19 protein-coding genes and 3 pseudogenes are annotated in these 19,122 nt (G+C 37.7%); 17 read left to right on the top strand and 5 right to left on the bottom strand.

The window, feature by feature from the left end; translation table 11 throughout:
• Positions 1-143: 143 nt before the first annotated feature.
• From hsrA to DYI00_RS08445, 4 genes and pseudogenes are all read left to right on the top strand, one after another.
• On the top strand, positions 144-815 hold the full coding sequence (gene hsrA / locus DYI00_RS03900) for a homeostatic response regulator transcription factor HsrA (protein ID WP_011578020.1): 672 nt from the start codon (positions 144-146) through the stop codon (positions 813-815).
• A gap of 323 nt (positions 816-1,138) precedes the next feature.
• A pseudogene (locus tag DYI00_RS08450) lies at positions 1,139-1,377 on the top strand (hypothetical protein).
• Between the two features lie 12 nt (positions 1,378-1,389).
• Positions 1,390-1,584 (top strand): hypothetical protein, encoded by a 195-nt coding sequence (locus tag DYI00_RS03890; protein ID WP_011578018.1) that lies wholly within the window; start codon positions 1,390-1,392, stop codon positions 1,582-1,584.
• Positions 1,524-2,586: pseudogene (locus DYI00_RS08445) on the top strand (outer membrane beta-barrel protein); the annotation flags it as partial. The gene DYI00_RS03890 and the pseudogene DYI00_RS08445, both read left to right, overlap by 61 nt.
• Positions 2,587-3,401: 815 nt before the next feature.
• On the opposite strand, the gene DYI00_RS03870 reads toward DYI00_RS08445, so the two are convergent.
• Both DYI00_RS03870 and flhA read right to left on the bottom strand, forming a co-directional pair.
• Positions 3,402-4,445: a 3',5'-cyclic-nucleotide phosphodiesterase gene (locus DYI00_RS03870; protein ID WP_011578014.1), complete on the bottom strand. Its 1,044-nt coding sequence runs from the start codon at positions 4,443-4,445 to the stop codon at positions 3,402-3,404.
• A 19-nt stretch (positions 4,446-4,464) separates the two neighbouring features.
• A complete protein-coding gene (gene flhA / locus DYI00_RS03865) occupies positions 4,465-6,666 on the bottom strand; it encodes a flagellar biosynthesis protein FlhA (RefSeq protein WP_011578013.1) in 2,202 nt (733 codons plus the stop codon).
• Between the two features lie 157 nt (positions 6,667-6,823).
• Here flhA and rpsO point away from each other — a divergent pair, with 157 nt between their 5' ends.
• The 13 genes and pseudogenes from rpsO to DYI00_RS03800 all read left to right on the top strand — a co-directional run bounded on the left by rpsO (position 6,824) and on the right by DYI00_RS03800 (position 16,954).
• Entirely contained in the window at positions 6,824-7,096 is a 273-nt protein-coding gene (gene rpsO / locus DYI00_RS03860; RefSeq protein WP_011578012.1) for a 30S ribosomal protein S15, read from the top strand.
• A 52-nt stretch (positions 7,097-7,148) separates the two neighbouring features.
• Entirely contained in the window at positions 7,149-8,447 is a 1,299-nt protein-coding gene (locus DYI00_RS03855; protein ID WP_041600210.1) for an O-antigen ligase family protein, read from the top strand.
• A gap of 116 nt (positions 8,448-8,563) precedes the next feature.
• Positions 8,564-9,070 (top strand): type II 3-dehydroquinate dehydratase, encoded by a 507-nt coding sequence (aroQ, locus tag DYI00_RS03850; RefSeq protein WP_011578010.1) that lies wholly within the window; start codon positions 8,564-8,566, stop codon positions 9,068-9,070.
• 18 nt (positions 9,071-9,088) lie between these two features.
• Positions 9,089-10,162, top strand: a complete 1,074-nt coding sequence (locus DYI00_RS03845) for an aminopeptidase (protein WP_011578009.1) — start codon at positions 9,089-9,091, stop codon at positions 10,160-10,162.
• Positions 10,162-10,650, top strand: coding sequence for a 2-amino-4-hydroxy-6-hydroxymethyldihydropteridine diphosphokinase (gene folK / locus DYI00_RS03840; RefSeq protein ID WP_041600209.1), 489 nt, complete (start codon positions 10,162-10,164; stop codon positions 10,648-10,650). Before DYI00_RS03845 ends, folK begins: the two co-directional genes overlap by 1 nt.
• Complete coding sequence (flhF, locus tag DYI00_RS03835) at positions 10,647-12,020, top strand: flagellar biosynthesis GTPase FlhF (RefSeq protein ID WP_011578007.1); 1,374 nt, start codon at positions 10,647-10,649, stop codon at positions 12,018-12,020. The genes folK and flhF overlap by 4 nt, the downstream gene beginning before the upstream one ends.
• Complete coding sequence (ylxH, locus tag DYI00_RS03830) at positions 12,017-12,901, top strand: flagellum site-determining protein YlxH (RefSeq protein WP_011578006.1); 885 nt, start codon at positions 12,017-12,019, stop codon at positions 12,899-12,901. The genes flhF and ylxH overlap by 4 nt, the downstream gene beginning before the upstream one ends.
• A 4-nt stretch (positions 12,902-12,905) precedes the next feature.
• On the top strand, positions 12,906-13,220 hold the full coding sequence (locus tag DYI00_RS03825) for a hypothetical protein (RefSeq protein WP_011578005.1): 315 nt from the start codon (positions 12,906-12,908) through the stop codon (positions 13,218-13,220).
• Entirely contained in the window at positions 13,198-13,974 is a 777-nt protein-coding gene (locus DYI00_RS03820) for an RNA polymerase sigma factor FliA (RefSeq protein ID WP_011578004.1), read from the top strand. Before DYI00_RS03825 ends, DYI00_RS03820 begins: the two co-directional genes overlap by 23 nt.
• Positions 13,967-15,030 (top strand): annotated as a pseudogene (fliM, locus tag DYI00_RS03815) (flagellar motor switch protein FliM). Before DYI00_RS03820 ends, fliM begins: the two are co-directional and overlap by 8 nt.
• A gap of 3 nt (positions 15,031-15,033) precedes the next feature.
• On the top strand, positions 15,034-15,885 hold the full coding sequence (fliY, locus tag DYI00_RS03810) for a flagellar motor switch protein FliY (protein WP_011578002.1): 852 nt from the start codon (positions 15,034-15,036) through the stop codon (positions 15,883-15,885).
• Positions 15,886-15,914: 29 nt separating this feature from the next.
• On the top strand, positions 15,915-16,451 hold the full coding sequence (locus DYI00_RS03805) for a YhcH/YjgK/YiaL family protein (protein WP_011578001.1): 537 nt from the start codon (positions 15,915-15,917) through the stop codon (positions 16,449-16,451).
• Positions 16,448-16,954: a DUF2147 domain-containing protein gene (locus DYI00_RS03800; protein WP_104709183.1), complete on the top strand. Its 507-nt coding sequence runs from the start codon at positions 16,448-16,450 to the stop codon at positions 16,952-16,954. The genes DYI00_RS03805 and DYI00_RS03800 overlap by 4 nt, the downstream gene beginning before the upstream one ends.
• A gap of 9 nt (positions 16,955-16,963) precedes the next feature.
• On the opposite strand, the gene fur is transcribed toward DYI00_RS03800, so the two are convergent.
• The 3 genes from fur to DYI00_RS03785 all read right to left on the bottom strand — a co-directional run bounded on the left by fur (position 16,964) and on the right by DYI00_RS03785 (position 19,120).
• Positions 16,964-17,416 (bottom strand): ferric iron uptake transcriptional regulator, encoded by a 453-nt coding sequence (gene fur / locus DYI00_RS03795; protein ID WP_011577999.1) that lies wholly within the window; start codon positions 17,414-17,416, stop codon positions 16,964-16,966.
• A gap of 154 nt (positions 17,417-17,570) precedes the next feature.
• Positions 17,571-18,752 carry a replication-associated recombination protein A gene (locus DYI00_RS03790; RefSeq protein WP_104687579.1) on the bottom strand — a complete coding sequence of 394 codons (1,182 nt, stop codon included), beginning with the start codon at positions 18,750-18,752 and terminating at the stop codon, positions 17,571-17,573.
• Positions 18,749-19,120: a heat shock protein transcriptional repressor HspR gene (locus DYI00_RS03785; RefSeq protein ID WP_011577997.1), complete on the bottom strand. Its 372-nt coding sequence runs from the start codon at positions 19,118-19,120 to the stop codon at positions 18,749-18,751. Before DYI00_RS03785 ends, DYI00_RS03790 begins: the two co-directional genes overlap by 4 nt.
• Positions 19,121-19,122: the final 2 nt, after the last annotated feature.

Genomic DNA, 19,122 nt, shown 5'->3' with positions numbered 1-19,122 from the left:
CCTATATAAAAATGCGTTTAAGCGTAAATAAAAGAGCTTGCACCAAGTCAAGCGATAGCTTTTATTAAAATTTTCTTAAACTAACTTAAATTTGTGATATAATCAAGCTTTAATTACTCTTAAATATGGGAGCCAACAAAACCATGCGTGTTCTACTGATTGAAAAAGATTCTGTTTTAGGCGAAGAGATTGAGAAGGGCTTGAACGACAAAGGCTTTATGGCTGATGTGACTGAAAGCGTAGAGGATGGGGAATATCTTATGGATATTAGGAATTATGACCTAGTGATGGTGAGCGATAAAAACGCTATTAATTTGGTTTCTAGAGTCAAAGACAAGCACCCCTCTATTATCGTTTTAGTTTCTTCTAGTAACCCCACAAGCCAAGAAGAAGTCCATGCGTTTGAGCAGGGTGCAGACGATTATATCGCCAAACCTTATCGCAGCATTAAGGCTTTAGTCGCAAGGATTGAGGCACGTTTGAGGTTTTGGGGATCTAATGTGATTGAAATTGGGGATTTGACCATCAGCCCTGATGAAGAAAAGATTATTTACAAGGGGCGTGAGATTGAGGTTAAGGGCAAGCCTTTTGAAGTGCTCACACACCTTGCGAGGCATAGGGATCAAATCGTTTCAAAAGAACAGCTTTTAGACGCTATTTGGGAAGAGCCTGAAATGGTTACCCCTAATGTGATTGAAGTAGCGATCAATCAAATCCGCCAAAAAATGGATAAGCCTTTAGGGATTTCCACGGTTGAAACGATAAGGCGCAGAGGCTATCGTTTTTGTTACCCAAAGCCTGCGTGTGAAGAATAAAGCCCTATTTTTGCGGACTTTTTCGCACTAGAACTAAATTTTAGCATGATAGCGATCGTTAATAGTGGTTTTGTGGTCAGCTATCTCTTTTGAAGTAACCATCCATTATTATCCTAAACTTTAAAAGCTCTACAATGTTTGCAACACCAACTAGCAATAAAACAGCCTAAAATCATTTTTGCGTTAGTGTGGTTATATTTTAAACCACTCTACAAGATAAATAAAATAAAAAATCTCCTTTTTAACCCATAAATCTAGTTGTAAATACAATTTAAAATTATATATATATAAAGTAATATTTATGAAAAAGGTTTTTTTTAGGTATGGCGTTAGCCATTAGTGTGTCTTATGGTAGAAAAGGGCGATGCGTTTCTAGGGGGGGTTTCAATATTCTAGTTTAGAAAACCAAAACACCATCCGCACCTTAGGCACTAACAACAACACCCCCTTAAACACTTCAATTTTTAGCAACTTGTCCAACAACGCAGTGGCTCTAGCCCCCCAAATGCAATACGGCGCTGAAGCGAATAGCAAAGTCAATCCAAATTTGATGAAGAGATAAGGGATGGAAATCATGAAAATCCAATTCAAAAAACTGGCTTTCGTTTCTTTAGTGGTTAGCGGCATGCTTTTAGGGAGCGTGAATGCGAGTGAAACACAACCCAAAGGTGACAAAAACAAATCAGGTGAAACAGCTGACAGCGGAAAACCAAAACCACCAGTGGTTATAACACCAACCCCAGAAAAAAAGCTGAAAATAGCCAACTAACTAAAGATACCGCTACCATTACAGGGCTTAATAATGTGAGTGTGACTACCATGGGCACCACTTTAAGCGGGGTAACGCAATTTTCTTTGCAAACTGCGAAAATCAACAATCTTTTGAGTAATAATTCCGATTTAAGCAACACGATTTCCAACGCTCAAAATTTAAGCGATGCACTTAATGCGTTAGCGAACGCTCAAAACACTTTAAAAGGCTATTTAAATTTTTCTAGTGCGACGATTGGGCAACTCACAAGCGGATCGAGTGCGGTTTTAGACGCGTTGAATAATGCGATCCATCAAGTGAATGTGGTTTTGAACGCTCTCAATAGCACGAATAACATGACAGAATCTAGTGCACCCAAAGTGCAAACCGTCGTGCTAGTAGCGATTACCACCACAAATACTATTGCAAGACGCTAAAGCTCTTTTAAATGCACTAGTGGCTAATTTGACAGATCAAAAACGGCGTTTTTAAATGTGAATCAAAACATTCAAAATGCTGTCTCTCAAGTCAAAGCGACCCACAAACCCACTGTGACTAACACAAATAATTATGGGCAAATGTATGGCATGGATGCCATGGCATGGTATAAGTGGTTCTTTGGTAAAAAGAAAAATTTTGGCTTTAGGTCTTATGGATACTATAGCTATAACCACGCTAATTTGAGTTTTGTGGGGATCTAGCTTGGCATTATGAGTGGTGCTTCTCAAGTGAATAACTTCACTTATGGCGTGGGCTTTGATGCACTCTATAACTTCTATGAAAGCAAAAAAGGCTATAACACAGCAGAGTTGTTCAGTGAGCATGAATACAAGCTATTTCCAAATGCTAGTCCAATTTAGCTTTAGGAGTAATTTCGCTAAGCACAGAGATATTGAGCTTGGCTTTAAATCGCCTTTATTCACCAACCAATTTTATAAAGAAAGGGGCGTAGATGGATCAGTAGATATTTTCTATAAGAGAAATTTCTCTATCGACTTTAACTACATGATTAACTTCTAATCCTTTTTCTTCTTTTGGCAGAGGGTTTTCTCTCTGCTAGTTTCTTTCTTTTCTATTTTCTTTTGTTGTGTGGGGGATTTTAGGTTTTTGTTTAAACAAGAGATGATACGACTATAGCGATAGTTAAGTCCCTAAGAGATGAGAACTCTTAAGGGCTTGTTGTTAATAAAGTGGCAGTGTTAGGATTACCACTAAAACTATCGCTATAACGAATAATCGCATGATGGTGTCTCCTAACGGAGTGTCGCCCGCTGCAACATCCTAACCATTTAATTGAATGCTTTTTAGCATTTTTTACCATCCAATAATAAAAGAGCTTGCGTGAGCGAGCGGTATTTTCTTAAGCGGTATTCTTGGGTTAGGGGATCTTAAGGGGGTTGTAGGGGAGAATGATTTCAAAATGCCCCCCTATCCCCTTATGAATTTTTTATTATATAAAATAAAGTTAAAAATCCCATTCTTTAAAAATTAAAGAATATTGGAGAAAATAAAAAACTATTTTTTGTAAGATATTAAAAATGCTAGCAACCATAGATTTTAACTCCAGCTTGCACTAGAGCTGAAATTTTAGTACAATGTCGTTGTAGAAACCGCTAAAACTATGATTGCTGAATAATAATCTCATAGTTGGTTATCTCCTTTTTGGGATAACCACCCACTATTATCCCAAACCCTAACACGCTCCAAATAACCGCAACAAAAGAGACAATCTAGATAACCTAAAAAATGACTGTTTGCGTTAGCGTGATTATAGACTAAATCAGCCTGAAAGACAAACAAAATTAAAAATACGATTATTTGAAAATGCAAGCGCTTTAAGCGTTATTGAAAATTTCTTCTACTTGTTCTTTAATATCTCTGTAATTAAAACTTTCTTTAAAGCCATCAATCTTGCCTCCGCTCGCATTCCTATGACCGCCTCCATTAAAACACATTTGACTGAGTTCGCACACATCACAATTCCCATTAGCCCTTAAGCTCACATTCCCTTTAGCATTCACATCCATATAAAAATCAAAATCCGGATTTTGCGTTAAAAAAAGGTTAGCTAACACGCTAATACCCCCCATAGAATAACTTAAAAACCCTTTTTTATCCTGGTAATAAACGCTGCAATCGTGCTTTTTTAAAGAGAGCAAATGCGTTTGTGCATTTGAAGAGATATTATCCATCGTTTCTGCAATAGGATCGCCCCCTAGAGCGATTTTTTTAAGCTTCAATAAATCATTATCATAGGCCACAGGACCATTTTCTAAAAACAAATAGTTTTTAACTTCTTCTAAAAGCTTTAATTTATAGTTACGATTCTCTTCATCAAACATGAAGCGGTTCAATTCAGAGCTTTGGCTGATCATGCGCATACACACTTTACCCAATTCAAAGCCATAACCTTGTGTGTCCCAAATATCCACAGAATTGACCATTTCCACTAAAGGCTCTAGCCATATCGTGTCTTTAGACTCTAAAATCGTGTAATGTTTTTTCAAAAATTCATACACAATTTTAGTCGCACAGCGGTTAATGTCTAAAAAATACCAATGAAAACTCTCAGCCACTTCTTTACCGCCAATGTGGTGATCCAAGAGTTGGATTTGAATGTCTTTATTTTGCAAGCGGTATTCTTGGATTTTATCTTGCAAATACTGTGCTTCGTTCAAATTCAAATTCAAATCGCTGATCAAAATAAGGAATTTACTTTCTTTAGATTGAGCGATCGCATTTAAAATTTCATAAATTCTCGCTGAGACTTCACGCCCATAATTGGCGTTATAGCATTGGATATTCTTAAAAAAATGTTTTGAAACAAGCTGGCATGCATAACCATCTAAATCAATGTGTGAAAGGTGATAAACTTGCATTATTTTCCTTGTTTATAGGTTAAAAATTAATATGGATTGTGCCTAAAGCTTCAAAATTAGAGTTAGGGTCTAATTCTGCATGGCTTAGCACAATAACATCAATTCGGGCCTGCTCCATTTGATTGGAGAGGGCTTTTCTTAAATTAGGCTCTACGATTAAAATCACCGGAGCGATCCCTTTTTGCAAGACTTTCATGGCTTCTTCAGAAACCACTTCAATGAGTTTTTGCAATTCGCCTACATTGAGTAATAGGCTTTGAGAAGTGCCATTTTCTCGCAATTTATTAAGCAAAAATTGTTCGCTATCGGTAGAAAAAGTTAAAAATTTCAAACGCCCATCTTCAGATTTAAAAGCGTTAGTAATCACCCTAGAAAGCCTTGCTCTCACTTGTTCGGTTAAGATATTCACATCGTTTTGAACCAAAGGGGCAATATCGGTAATCGTTTCTAAAATAGTGAGCATGTCTTTAATGGGGATTTTTTCATGCAACAAGGCTTGCAAGACTGAGCGGATCGCACCGGTGGGGACTTTTTTGCTCTCTTCTACAATCGTAGGATAGTCTTTAGCCAAGCGCTCTAAAAGGGACTTCACTTCATCTTTAGTGATAAAATCTTCAGCGTATTTTTTCACTAATTCACTCGTGTGCGTCGCAATAACGGTGCTTGGATCAATGATTGTATAGCCTTGAATAATAGCTTCTTCTTTATTTCTAGCATCAATCCATAAAGCGTCCATTCCAAAAGCCGGCTCTTTAGTGGGAATGCCTTCAATTTCTTTATTCACAAAACCGGTATTCATGGCTAAAAATTTATCCGGCATCACCATGCCCTCACCGATTACAAGACCCTTAAGCTTGATTTCATAATGCGTGGGGGGGAGCTGTAAGTTATCTCTGATCCTGATTTGAGGCATTAAAAAACCATAATCGCTCGCTATCTTTTTTCTAATGCCCCTAATCCTTTCTAATAAATCACCCCCTTGTTTCATGTCCGCAAGACTAATGAGTTGATACCCTAAAGCCAACTCTAAAAATTCAATTTTTAACACTTCATCAATGGCTTGTTCTTCTTCTCTTTTAAGCTCTTCTTGGGTTTTAGTCCTTGTGGTTGGGGTGTGGGGTTTGATTTTAGAACTTTGGGGTTTTTCGCTCAAATCCAGACCAAATTTTTGACTCAAATAATTCTCTAATTGAGTGAGCAACCCATCTTTTCCCTCTCTGCCAATCAGCCATGCGATAAATAAAAAGAGACTCCCTACAAACGCTAAAGAAAAGGTGGGAAGTCCAGGAATAATCGCAAAAAGCAATAATATCGCCCCTACAATCACTAAAGTTTTGCTTTTATTCATAAGCTGTGTGATGAGCTTGGAAGCAAAGTCTTCTTCTTCGTTTTGCGTGGTGCGAGTGGCCACAATACCGGTCGCTGTCGCAATGATTAAAGCAGGGATTTGCCCCACAAGCCCATCGCCAATGGTTAGGATAGTGAAAGTGCTAGCGCTAAAGCTTAAGCTCATATCCCTTTGAAACACGCCCACTAAAAACCCTCCAATAATATTAATAAGCGTGATGATAATAGAAGCGATCGCATCGCCCTTGACAAATTTAGACGCTCCATCCATCGCACCATAAAAATCCGCTTCTTGGCTTAATGCAGCACGTCGTTTTTTGGCTTCTTTATCATCAATAAGCCCTGAATTCAAGTCCGCATCAATCGCCATTTGCTTTCCTGGCATAGCGTCTAGGGCAAACCTCGCTCTCACTTCAGTAACCCTAGTAGAACCATTAGTAACCACCAATAAATTCACCAGCACTAAAATACTAAAAATGATAGCACCAATCACATAATTCCCACTCACGCTAAATTCCCCAAACGCCGTGATAATATCGCTCACCGCACTAGGCCCTTTATAACCTTGCGTTAAAATCATTCTAGTGGTAGCGACATTTAAAGCCAAGCGATACAGGGTTACAATGAGAAGCAAAGTAGGGAAGGCACTAAAATCGGTAGGTTTGTCAATGTAAAGCCCAATTAAAATGATCAACACCGACAGCGCAATAGAAATCGTGAGTAAAAAATCCAATATAAAAGGTGGTAACGGCACGATAATGATCGCTAAAATAGCTATCACAAAGACCACAAGGGCTAAGTCTTTGGATTGTAAGAAGCGTTTAAAGACAGGGAAAGTCTTTTTAAAAGCCAATTTGGAGCGTTCGTTTGCCATAATCTAAAATCAATGCCTTAATTTGGTAAGTGTGTCTCTTTAAGACTTATTATTTTAAGACTTATTATAATATAAAGTTTAAAAGGATTTGCACAAAAAACTTATTTTACGCTATAATTACTACTTTTAAATTTAACATACCAATTAGGAGGTCGTTATGGCTTTGAATTTGGAGAAAAAACAAGAAATCATTAAGGCGTTTGCCACTAAAGAAAACGATACAGGTTCTTGTGAAGTGCAAGTGGCGTTATTGAATGAAAGGATCAAGCTTTTAACCGAGCATTTAAAAGCTAACCCCAAAGATCATTCTAGCCGTTTAGGGCTTTTAGAATTAGTCGCTCAAAGACGCAATTTGTTGAAATATATCAAACGCACCGATCATGCGCGTTATGTGGTTTTGATTGAAAAGTTAGGCATTAAAGACAGATAGTTTTTATTAGTTTTAGGGTATTTTAAATCATGGTGGATTTCATGGTGGATTTATATTGAAAGAGCGTTTGAAAGCCTTTTTCAGTGCAGACTCTGTCTTCACTTTGATTTTTGCCCTTTTTTTTCTCACTTCATTTAAAAAACCTTTAACGCAAGTCTTATTGATTGTCTTAATGGTTTTTTTATTGTTTAGGTGTTATTTTCAAGCGTCTTTGAGAGAGACTTTTAAAATCAACCACCTAAAAATAATGCCCTTTAAATGGCTTACTTTGGCTTTTTTGGGCGTGTTTTTAAGCATCTTCCCTAACATGTTTAACATGTATGATAGCCAAACTTTCCGTTATAATTTATTCGCTCTAAACATGTCCTTAACTTACGCTTGTGGGGCGTTATGTTTGCTTTTTGCGAGCCGTTTAACCATCAAATTAAACCAAAAAGTCCTTTTTTATAGCATGGCTATCGCAAATTTTATCAACGGCTTGCTCTCATTGGTGCAAAAAATCTATTTTAACATGCCTAGAGCACAGGGTTTTAGCACGGTTAAGGAGTATGTGGTCTTGGTGAGCGTGTCCATTTTAGGCTGTTATATTTATGCACTTTATTCGCAAAATAAAAAAGAGAAAATTTTTTTCACCCTTTCTGTTTTTGTAGGGTTTTTAGTCGTTATTTTAAGCTCTACAAGGAGCGCTACAATTGCTTTTATCGCTACTTTTTTGATCCTTTCTTGCTTTATTTTATATGCAAAAAAATCGATCAAACAATTAGGTTACATGGTGGTTGTGAGTCTTGTTTTGAGTGCTTTGTATATGGGGAATAACGCTTTAGAAAAAAGAAAAGTCATAGAGCAGCCTAGGGCTCAAAATAAAACCTTTGAAGAGGATTTGAAACGCTACGCTAAAAAGGACGCTGACAGCAGTATTGGGTGGCGTTTGGAACGCTGGAAAGAAGCCCTAACAGTGGTGCGTTTAAGACCCTTTTTTGGCATGGCTGCTAGCGAGAAGTGCCAAAGATTAGAAGAGATTTTATCTTTATCACAGTCTTATAGGGCGAAAGACTTGATCCTTTGTATTGAAAGGTATGACAATCAAATCATTCATGTTTTAGCCACTAGGGGGATCATAGGCTTTTTAATCTTGCTCTTTTTTTGGTTAGTTATTGTAAAGATTTTTTGGAGTGGGGTGAAGCAAAACTCTTTAATATCGTTTTTTATATTAACAACACTCGCTTTTTATCTCATTTTTGGCATTGGGTTTGACCCCTTTGATTTCTTCATTACGGGAAGTTTTTTTGTAGGGATGGTCATGATGGCTGTCTTTTTAAAAAAAGAACTTTTGCAGCTAAATAAAATCTAAACCATCAAATAAAGTTTAAAAACGATTTTTTAAAGCCCTGTCTCTTTGGATTTAGGGGGTAAGATAAAAACTTATGCTATAATGCTTGTTCATTCTGCATTAAACAAGGAGAAACAATGAAAATTTTAGTGATTCAAGGGCCTAATTTAAACATGTTAGGACACAGAGACCCAAGACTTTATGGCATGGTCACTTTAGATCAAATCCATGAAATCATGCAAACTTTCGTGAAACAAAGCAATTTGGATGTGGAATTAGAGTTTTTTCAAACCAATTTTGAGGGCGAAATCATTGATAAGATCCAAGAGAGTGTGGGCAGCGATTATGAAGGGATTATCATTAATCCAGGAGCGTTTTCGCACACTTCTATTGCGATTGCAGACGCGATCATGTTAGCGGGCAAACCTGTCATTGAAGTGCATTTGACTAACATTCAAGCTAGAGAAGAATTTAGGAAAAATTCTTACACCGGTGCGGCTTGTGGAGGCGTGATCATGGGATTTGGTCCACTTGGTTACAACATGGCTTTAATGGCGATGGTGAATATTCTAGCCGAGATGAAAGCTTTCCAAGAAGCCCAACAAAACAACCCCAATAACTCGATCAACAATATCAATAACTAACCAGAAAGGGGGCTACCCATGAAAGGATTAGAAAGAGGATCGCATTTCACGCTCAATGAAAATGCGATGTTTTTTGAGTGTGCTTATAGTTGCGATAATGCTTTGTTTTTGCAATTAAACGATCGCTCGTTTTTTATCACTGATTCTCGCTACACTCAAGAGGCTAGAGAAAGTATTCAGCCTAAAAATGGCGTTTTAGCGGAAGTAATAGAGTCTAGTGATTTAGTGCAAAGTGCGATTGATTTGATTATAAAAAGCTCTGTTAAAAAGCTCTTTTTTGACCCTAATCAGGTGAATTTACAAACCTATAAGCGTTTGGATTCAGCGATTGGTGCTAAAGTGAGTTTAGAGGGCGTGCCCAGTTACCACCGTCAAAAACGCATCATTAAAAATGAGCATGAGATCCAACTTCTCAAAAAATCTCAAGCCTTGAATGTTGAAGCTTTTGAAAATTTTGCCGAGTATGTGAAGAATATTTTTGATGAAAAAGAGTCCTTGAGCGAGCGGTATTTGCAGCATAAGGTTAAAGACTTTTTGACTAGAGAAGGGGTTTATGATTTGAGTTTTGAACCTATCTTAGCCTTGAATGCGAATGCGAGCAAACCCCATGCCTTGCCTAGTGCTAAGGATTTTTTAAAAGCGGAGCATAGCATTCTTTTGGATATGGGGATCAAATACGAGCGTTATTGCTCTGATAGGACCCGCACGGCTTTTTTTGACCCAAAAGACTTTGTGTTTAAAAGAGAGCAAAGTTTTAAGGATAAAGAGCGTCAAAAGATTTATGATATTGTCAAAGAAACGCAAGAAAAGGCTATTGCAGGCATTAGAGCGGGCATGACCGGTAAAGAAGCGGACAGCTTGGCTAGGGGAGTGATTAGTGAGTATGGCTATGGGCAATATTTCACTCACAGCACTGGGCATGGCATTGGTTTAGACATTCATGAGCTCCCTTATATTTCATCGCACAGTGAAACCATTTTAGAAGAAGGCATGGTGTTTTCTGTGGAGCCTGGGATTTATATCCCTGGATTTTTTGGGGTGCGCATTGAAGATTTAGTCGTGATTAAAAATTCTAGGGCTGAGCTTTTGTGATGCAAGAGATCCTTACTAGCCACTTTTTCCCTAGCCTTTTTAAAAGAAGACTTGATTTTTCTAACAGAGTGGTTTTAGGGTTGGGATCTAATATTAAAAATCCTTTAAAAATATTAAAAAATTGTTTTTTATATTTTAAAAATCATAGTAAAATTGGAAAGATTTTTTCCTCGCCCATTTATGTGAATCCGCCCTTTGGCTATGTTAAGCAACCTGATTTTTATAACGCTACGATTATCCTTAGGACATGTTTAGATTTACGAGAGTTTTTTGCTTTGGTTTTTTATATAGAGAGGCGTTTTGGTCGTGCAAGGAAGCGCGATTTTAAAAACGCTCCAAGAACTTTAGATATTGATATTATCGCTTTCAATCAAGTCATTTTAAGACAAAATGATTTGACTTTACCTCATCCTAAATGGAATGAAAGGGATTCGGTGTTAGTGCCTTTAACTTTGCAACAAATGCTTTTTAAAAAAGGGGAGTGGTGAAATTCTATACCTATAGTGGGGAGACGGCAGCTGAGGCTTTAAAGATCGCTCAAAGCCACCATGGGGTAGATACGCTAGTGTTTAAAACTCAAGAAATCCGTAAAAAAACGCTCACTTCTTCTGGGCTTTATGAAATCGTTGTGGCGGTTGAAGAAGAAGAAAACAAACCCCCTAAAGCCCCCCTTATTCCAGAGAGTTTGTATGATGAAGAATTGAGTGAAGAAGATGTGGTGATGCAGCTTTCAAGCACTGTGGAAGAAATGCGCAAACTCGCCGGAGTTTCATCCAGTCAGCACCATTATACTTTTTCAAAAAATAAGACTCTTTTAGAAAAAGATGCCCCATTAGAAGACACGCCCTTAGAGATTAGTAAGCAAGACGCTTTATTGCAAGCCTTAAAAGATGAAGCCGATTATAAAAAAGAAAAAAAAGAAAAAGAAATTAAACAAGAAGAAGAAATTAAAGATATTAATCTGCAATTAAGCAAAATTAGAGACAGCCTGAAACTCATTCAAAACATGTTTTGGGATGAGAAAAACCCAAATTCCGTCAATATCCCTCAAGAATTTGCCGAAATTTACAAACTAGCCAAACAAAGTGGGATGAAATCCAGCCATTTAGATGAAATCATGCAATTAAGTTTGGAATTAATGCCTTTACGCATGAGAGAAAATTCCATCACTATCAAGCGCTATTTTAGAGAAGTGTTGCGTAAAATGATCTTGTGCCGCCCTGAAGATTTGAATTTAAGGCAAAAACGCATTTTAATGCTTGTAGGACCCACAGGCGTGGGGAAAACAACGACTTTAGCCAAACTAGCCGCACGCTATTCTAGAATGCTGACTAAAAAATACAAGGTGGGCATTATCACTTTGGATAATTATCGCATCGGGGCTTTGGAGCAATTGAGTTGGTATGCTAATAAAATGAAAATGAGTATAGAAGCGGTGATTGACGCTAAAGATTTTGCTAAAGAAATTGAAGCTTTGGAATATTGCGATTTTATTTTGGTGGATACGACAGGGCATTCGCAATACGATAAAGAAAAGATTGCTGGGTTGAAAAAATTTATAGATGGGGGTTATAATATTGATGTGTCTTTAGTACTTTCTGTGACCACTAAATACGAAGACATGAAAGATATTTATGATTCTTTTGGGGTGTTGGGGATTGATACTTTAATCTTTACTAAATTAGATGAGAGTAGGGGGTTAGGGAATTTGTTTTCTTTAGTGCATGAGAGTCAAAAGCCTATCAGTTATCTTTCTATTGGGCAAGAAGTACCTATGGATTTGAAAGTGGCTACTAATGAATATTTAGTGGATTGCATGCTAGATGGTTTTAATAACCCCAATAAGGAACAAGCATGAACAATCAAGCGAGCCGCTTAGATAATTTTATGAATACTAAAAACCCTAAAAGTTTTTTTAATAACAAAGGGCATACTAAATTCATCGCTATCACAAGCGGTAAGGGGGGTGTTGGGAAATCCAATATTAGTGCCAATTTAGCTTATTCTTTATACAAAAAAGGTTATAAGGTAGGGGTGTTTGATGCGGATATTGGTTTGGCGAATTTAGATGTCATCTTTGGGGTGAAAACCCATAAAAATATCTTGCATGCCCTAAAAGGTGAAGCCAAATTGCAAGAAATAATTTGTGAGATTGAACCTGGGCTTTGCTTAATTCCCGGAGATAGCGGTGAAGAGATTTTAAAATACATCAGCGGTGCGGAAGCTTTGGATCAATTTTTAGATGAAGATGGGGTTTTAAGCTCTTTAGATTATATTGTGATTGATACGGGTGCAGGGATTGGAGCCACGACACAAGCGTTTTTGAATGCGAGCGATTGCGTGGTGATTATCACTACACCAGATCCTTCAGCGATTACTGATGCGTATGCATGCATTAAAATCAACTCCAAAAATAAAGATGAATTGTTTCTTATTGCTAACATGGTAGCCCAACCCAAAGAAGGCAGGGCAACTTATGAAAGGTTGCTTAAGGTAGCTAAAAACAATATCGCTTCATTAGAATTGCACTACTTAGGGGCGATTGAAAACAGCTCCTTATTGAAACGCTATGTTAGAGAGCGAAAGATTTTAAGAAAAATAGCCCCTAATGATTTGTTTTCGCAATCCATTGACCAAATGGCGAGCCTTTTAGTTTCTAAACTAGAAACCGGTGCTTTAGAAATACCAAAAGAAGGGTTGAAAAGCTTTTTTAAAAGACTTTTAAAGTATTTGGGGTAGGCTTATGAAAATACAAAATTTTATCCATTTTTCTGTTGTGGTAGGGTTTTTTTTAGGGCTAGTGTTTTCGGTGTTGAGATTCAATGAGCCAGAGAGCATTTTATTATGGACGGTGTTATCCACGCTTGGGGGATACTTGATTGCGTTATTATTTGCGTCTATTTTTATCGCCTGCACGGATTTAGATATTTGTCTTTTTGATAAAAAAGGCACTGAAGAGAGCTTGCTTCGTTTCAACCATGAGTTTAAAAATAGAGAAAAAGAAGTGGCTAGTATTTTAAATTATATTAGAAATTATGATTTTGACGATGGAAAATAGAATGCCCCAAGAAATCCAACAAACTGAACCAAGTGAAAAAAGCGAAAAAAACAAAGAAAAGGTTTTGAACGCTTATGACAAGCAACAACACCACCATCAAGACGCACTCGCTATCCAGTATTTACCGGCGGTACGCGCGATGGCGTTTCGCTTAAAGGAGCACTTGCCTGGATCTATTGATTTTAACGACCTTGTTTCTATCGGCACTGAAGAATTGATCAAACTAGCTAGGCGTTATGAGAGTGCATTGAATGACTCTTTTTGGGGGTATGCGAAAACTCGTGTCAATGGGGCGATGCTAGATTATTTGCGCTCTTTAGATGTGGTTTCTCGCTCTAGTAGGAAACTCATTAAAAGCATTGATTTTGAAACGACCAAATACCTTAATGAGCATGGGAAAGAGCCTAGCGATGAGTATTTAGCACAGGCTTTAGGCGAGAATATTGAAAAGATTAGAGAAGCCAAGACCGCTTCAGATATTTATGCGTTAGTGCCCATAGATGAGCAATTCAATGCGATTGAACAAGATGAAATCACTAAAAAGATTGAAGTAGAAGAATTATTAGAGCATGTCCAAAAAGTGTTGAATCAAATGAGCGAGAGGGAGCAAATGCTTATCCAGCTTTATTACTTTGAAGAGTTGAATTTGAGCGAGATTAAAGAGATTTTAGGCATTACCGAATCGCGCATTTCTCAAATCATCAAAGAAGCGATTAAAAAGGTGCGTCAATCTTTAGGAGCTAGTCATGGCTGATATTTTAAGCCAAGAAGAAATTGATGCACTTTTAGAAGTTGTTGATGAAAATGTGGATATTCAAAATGTCCAAAAAAAGGATATTACTCCGCAACGCAGTGTCACCCTCTATGATTTCAAACGCCCTAATCGTGTGAGCAAGGAGCAACTGCGCTCTTTTAGAAGTATCCATGACAAAATGGCTAGGAATCTTTCCAGTCAAATCTCTTCTATCATGCGTTCTATTGTGGAGATCCAGCTCCATAGCGTGGATCAAATGACTTATGGGGAATTTTTGATGAGCTTGCCTAGCCCTACAAGTTTTAATGTCTTTTCTATGAAGCCTATGGGGGGAACGGGGGTTTTAGAAATCAATCCTAGCATCGCTTTCCCTATGATTGATAGGTTGTTAGGGGGTAAGGGGAGTGCGTATGATCAAAATAGAGAGTTTAGCGACATTGAATTGAATTTATTGGATACGATTTTACGCCAAGTGATGCAAATTTTAAAAGAAGTGTGGTCGCCTGTGGTGGAGATGTATCCTACGATTGACGCTAAAGAGTCCAGTGCGAATGTGGTTCAAATCGTCGCTCAGAATGAAATTTCTATCATGGTGGTTTTAGAAATCATTATCGGGCATAGCCGTGGGATGATGAATATTTGCTATCCGGTGATTTCCATTGAAAGCATTCTTTCTAAAATGGGGAGTAGGGATTTCATGCTTTCAGAAACCAACTCCAAAAAGAGCCGTAACAGGGAATTGCAAGCGTTATTAAGCAGCGTGAGCGTGGATATGATCGTGTTGCTTGGTGCGGTGGAATTGAGCTTGAAAGAAATGTTGGATTTAGATGTGGGAGATACCATTCGTTTGAATAAGGTCGCCAATGATGAAGTGAGCGTGTATGTGCATAAAAAAAGCGTTATTTAGCGAGCGTGGGTTTTCAAGGGTATAGGAAAACCATTCAAATTAAAGAGGTGGTTTATAGCGAAAAAGAGCACACTAAAGAGATTTTAGAAATGCTAGAAGAACAGCGCAGAGATAAAGTGGGCGATGTTATGAAGATAGAAGAAGAGTGAGCGATGCAAGATTTTATTAAGATTTTTATTCAAGAGGTTGTCTCTACTTTAGAAGGGTTAGTGGGTAAGACTCCAAGCGTGGGGTTAGAAAAAGAGGTTTCTAATAACGAAGAAGCGAGTTTGATCAGCACACCTTATGCAAGGGTAATGATTAGTGCAATTGATAAAGGCGAGAGCCACATTGAATTACTAGCTCCTGTGGGCTTGGTTACTACTTTAAGCGATTTGATGCTAGGAGGTGAGGGGGCTAGTAAGGAAGAAATGGATAATGACGATTTGGACGCATTCAAGGAAATGGCTTCTAATATTTTTGGAGCGATCGCTACCAGTTTGAAGTCTCAAGAATTGCTCCCTAAACTTAATTTTACCACCACAAACGCCGAAATCGCTAAAGAACTTCCTAAAAAAGAAGATTACGCTAAAGCGGTGGTGTTTTCTTTTAAAATGGAAGCCCTAAAAGAAAGTCAAATGATTTTATTGGTTACGACAGACTTTATTAACCAATTTGAAACTAAAAAAGAGCATAATGAAGAAGGCACAAAGGTTGTTAGAGAGGATAAGATACAAGATGCGTCTTTAGAAAATATAGAAATCCGCAATATCAGCATGCTTTTAGATGTGAAATTGAATGTTAAAGTGCGTATCGGTCAAAAAAAGATGATCTTAAAAGATGTGGTCTCTATGGATATAGGGAGCGTGGTGGAATTGGATCAATTGGTGAATGACCCTTTGGAAATTCTCGTAGATGACAAGGTGATTGCTAAAGGCGAAGTGGTGATCGTAGATGGGAATTTTGGCATTCAAATCACAGATATTGGGACTAAAAAGGAACGATTAGAGCAACTGAAAAATTAAACCATTTTAGAGTAAAAAAGGAAGGAATTATGGCCATTTTTGGGGAATTAAGCTCGCTTGGGCATTCGTTTAAAAAAACGCAAGAATCAGAAATTTTGCGTGCGTATTTACACGATGTCATGCAAAAAGATAGCAAAGCTTATCAAAGGGTTTTAAATCTCGCTCCTAATACAGAATTTCAAGTGCCTTTAGAGCATGGTATGTTTAGCATAGAGCAGAGCTATTGCTTAGAGCATGTTAGAGAGAGCGAGAAAGGCTTTTTTGAAAGCCACCGGCAGTATGTGGATTTCCAATTGGTTGTTAAGGGTATTGAAGGGGCTAAAGTGGTAGATATAAAAAAGGCTACCATGAAAACCCCTTATGATGGAAAAAAGGATTTGATCGTTTATGAGCCGGTCAAAGAGGCTTCTTTTTTGCATTTGAATGCAAGCATGTTGGCTGTCTTTTTTGAAAGCGATGTGCATGCGTTGAGGTTTTATGGAGAGTCTTTTGAAAAGTATAGGACAGAGCCGATTTTTAAAGCGGTCGTTAAAGTGCCTAAAGAGCTCATCTCATTTGCACTATGATCACAACAAGCGTTATTTTAATATTGATTTTTTTGTGTGGTTTTTTAGGGGCTGTGGAATTGCCTGGCGTGTATCAAACCCAACCTTTTTTGTCCATAAAAAGCTCTTTTGTGGAGTTTTTTGAGCATGATGGGAAGTTTTACGCTTATGGTATTTCTAATGCAGATGGCTCTAGCGCTAAAAAAGATGAGTATAACCCTAACCCGCAATTAAGGGATCGCAGTGATAAAGGCGTGGTGTTTTTAAGCGGTTTGACTAAAAAAGGGGAAAGGCTTTACAAGGGCGGTAAGGTGTATAATTTTTATGACGGCAGAACTTACTATGTGAAAGTCACTCAAAATCCCAATGGGGATTTAGAATTTACCCCAAGCTATGACAAATGGGGGTATGTGGGCAAGACTTTCACTTGGAAACGCCTGAGTAATGAAGAAATCAAAAACCTAAAACTCAAGCGTTACAATTTGAATAAAGTCCTTAAGACCCTTCAGAATAGCCCTAGCTAGAGAAAGTTTTTAATCTTTTTTCTCTTGGCATTCTTCACACCACACAAACAATTTCATGTCATGGCTAATCAGCTTGGCTTGGTATTTTTTAGCGACTTCATTTTGGCGGTTTTCAATTTCAGGGTCTGCAAATTCAATGATCTTACCGCAATGCAAACAAATGATGTGATCGTGGTGTTCTTTAGCCGCAATTTCATAACGACGACCGCTTTTTGAAGTCTCTAAAACGCAGATAAAATTTTCTTTTTCTAAAAAATTTAAAATGCGATACACTGAAGAAATACTAGTGTTTTTGTCTTTTTGGCGGATGCAATGCGTGATTTCTTCAGGGTTTAAATGCGTGCCGCTACGATACAAAACGCTCACCACCTCTTCTCTTTGCTTTGAATTTTTCAACCCATTTTTTTTGATAGATATCCTCAAGCGTTCTAAAATAGATTCTAAAGTTTCTAATCTTTTCATGTTCAACTTCTTCCTTATTTGTAAAATAGTTTTGTAACTAGAATATTATTATACAATAATAATGCGATGAATCATAGATAAAAATCATTATTATTTTAATTCCATAACACAATGTTAATTTCTGTACCTTTTTGAGACGCTTTTACCCAAAACTTTAAGATTGGTTTTTGATTTTATGGAGCCATTCTAAAAGGGTTTTTTCAAACCCTATGCCTTGAGAAGAAACCAAATTTAGAGGTTTTTCCAAATAGTCTTGTTTGACATAGCCGTTATAATCGTGTGGGTAAAGGTAATCTTTAGAATCAGGCAATAGGTGTTTAGGAATGGGGTAGAGCAAGCCTTTTTGAACGCATTCCAAAGCCTGATTGATTGCTTTATAAGCCGTGTTGGATTTAGGCGAACAAGCCAAATAAATCACACACTGGCTTAAAATGATGCGCGCTTCAGGGTAGCCGATTTGTTTGACTGAAAACAAGCAAGAAGCGGCTAAATTAAGGGCGTTTGGGTTGGCGTTACCAATATCTTCGCTGGCAAAAATCACAAGTCTTCTGGCGATAAATTCCGGATTTTCCCCACCAGCAATCAAGCGTGCTAGATAATATAATGAAGCGTTTTCATCGCTCCCTCTTAAAGATTTGATTAAAGCGCTAGTAAGATTATAATGCGTATCATCACTATAAGAACCATCATTTAGGCTATGGGGTCGTAAGGATTTGAGCGTTTCTAAAGTGATGGGATCTTCTATTTTAGCACTCAAATCTAAAAGATTTAATAACGCTCTAGCATCGCCAGCGCTGTTGTTTAAAAGATAGGTTTTAGCACTAGGTTCTATTTGTTTGTTTAATAGTGTTAAAGCTTTAGAGCAAAGTTTGTCTAAATCGCTTTCATTTAAGGGGGTTAATTCAAAAATAAAACTTCTTGAGCGGATCGCATGGCTTAGGCTGTAATTAGGATCTTGCGTGCTAGCCCCTAATATTAGAGCGTGATCTTTTTCCATAATGGGGAGTAAAAATTCTTGTTGGGTTTTGTTCAATCTGTGGGTTTCATCAATAAAAACAATGGGTTTTAAAAGGGCGTGTTGGTAATTTTTAAGCTTAAGGCGCAAATCATCAAGCTTGAAATCCGTCGCATTAAACGAAAGAATGGGGCGTTCTAGCGAATGAGCGATGATTTGAGCCAAACTTGTTTTACCCACGCCCGGAGGGCCATAGAAAAAGGCATGGGGGAAATGTTTGGATTGTAAGGCTTTAAATAGGGGGGTGTCTTTTCCTATTAAATGCTCTTGGCCTAAAAAATCTTCTAATCTTTTGGGATTTAAAAGCGAAGTCAAGCTCATTTTTTAAATAGAATCAATTCATAAAAATTAGTGGGGGTGCTTAAATTTTTCGTTGGGGTTTTGTTGTTTTTAGAGTGTTTATGGAGAGCGTCTTGCAATTCTTTATTGAGATTGTCCAATTCATCAAGCTTTTCTTTTAAGCGCAAAATAATATCCACGCCCGCTAAATTAACCCCCATATCCCTTGTAAGGCGTAAAATCGTTTTGATTTTATCCATGTCTCGCTGAGAATACAAACGCATTTTCCCATCAGTCCTGCTTGGCTCTATCAAACCTTCTTTTTCATACTGGCGTAAGGTTTGCGGGTGCACGCCTAAAATTTTAGCCACAACGCTGATCAAATAAAGCGGTTCATCATAATCATACATCA

The sequence above is a fragment of the Helicobacter acinonychis genome, assembly GCF_900461455.1.
Classification (GTDB): domain Bacteria; phylum Campylobacterota; class Campylobacteria; order Campylobacterales; family Helicobacteraceae; genus Helicobacter; species Helicobacter acinonychis.
The sequence above is the reverse complement of the archived record's forward strand: the minus strand, read 5'-3'. Positions and strand labels throughout refer to the sequence as shown.

Coding starts and splice junctions, on each gene's coding strand:
- DYI00_RS03785 (WP_011577997.1), bottom strand. CDS start 19,120: ATGTATGATTATGATGAACCGCTTTATTTGATCAGCGTTGTGGCTAAA.
- fur (WP_011577999.1), bottom strand. CDS start 17,416: ATGAAAAGATTAGAAACTTTAGAATCTATTTTAGAACGCTTGAGGATA.
- DYI00_RS03790 (WP_104687579.1), bottom strand. CDS start 18,752: ATGAGCTTGACTTCGCTTTTAAATCCCAAAAGATTAGAAGATTTTTTA.
- DYI00_RS03825 (WP_011578005.1), top strand. CDS start 12,906: ATGAAAATACAAAATTTTATCCATTTTTCTGTTGTGGTAGGGTTTTTT.
- DYI00_RS03890 (WP_011578018.1), top strand. CDS start 1,390: ATGAAAATCCAATTCAAAAAACTGGCTTTCGTTTCTTTAGTGGTTAGC.
- aroQ (WP_011578010.1), top strand. CDS start 8,564: ATGAAAATTTTAGTGATTCAAGGGCCTAATTTAAACATGTTAGGACAC.
- DYI00_RS03820 (WP_011578004.1), top strand. CDS start 13,198: ATGATTTTGACGATGGAAAATAGAATGCCCCAAGAAATCCAACAAACT.
- hsrA (WP_011578020.1), top strand. CDS start 144: ATGCGTGTTCTACTGATTGAAAAAGATTCTGTTTTAGGCGAAGAGATT.
- DYI00_RS03800 (WP_104709183.1), top strand. CDS start 16,448: ATGATCACAACAAGCGTTATTTTAATATTGATTTTTTTGTGTGGTTTT.
- fliY (WP_011578002.1), top strand. CDS start 15,034: ATGCAAGATTTTATTAAGATTTTTATTCAAGAGGTTGTCTCTACTTTA.
- DYI00_RS03805 (WP_011578001.1), top strand. CDS start 15,915: ATGGCCATTTTTGGGGAATTAAGCTCGCTTGGGCATTCGTTTAAAAAA.
- DYI00_RS03845 (WP_011578009.1), top strand. CDS start 9,089: ATGAAAGGATTAGAAAGAGGATCGCATTTCACGCTCAATGAAAATGCG.
- DYI00_RS03870 (WP_011578014.1), bottom strand. CDS start 4,445: ATGCAAGTTTATCACCTTTCACACATTGATTTAGATGGTTATGCATGC.
- ylxH (WP_011578006.1), top strand. CDS start 12,017: ATGAACAATCAAGCGAGCCGCTTAGATAATTTTATGAATACTAAAAAC.
- rpsO (WP_011578012.1), top strand. CDS start 6,824: ATGGCTTTGAATTTGGAGAAAAAACAAGAAATCATTAAGGCGTTTGCC.
- flhA (WP_011578013.1), bottom strand. CDS start 6,666: ATGGCAAACGAACGCTCCAAATTGGCTTTTAAAAAGACTTTCCCTGTC.
- folK (WP_041600209.1), top strand. CDS start 10,162: ATGCAAGAGATCCTTACTAGCCACTTTTTCCCTAGCCTTTTTAAAAGA.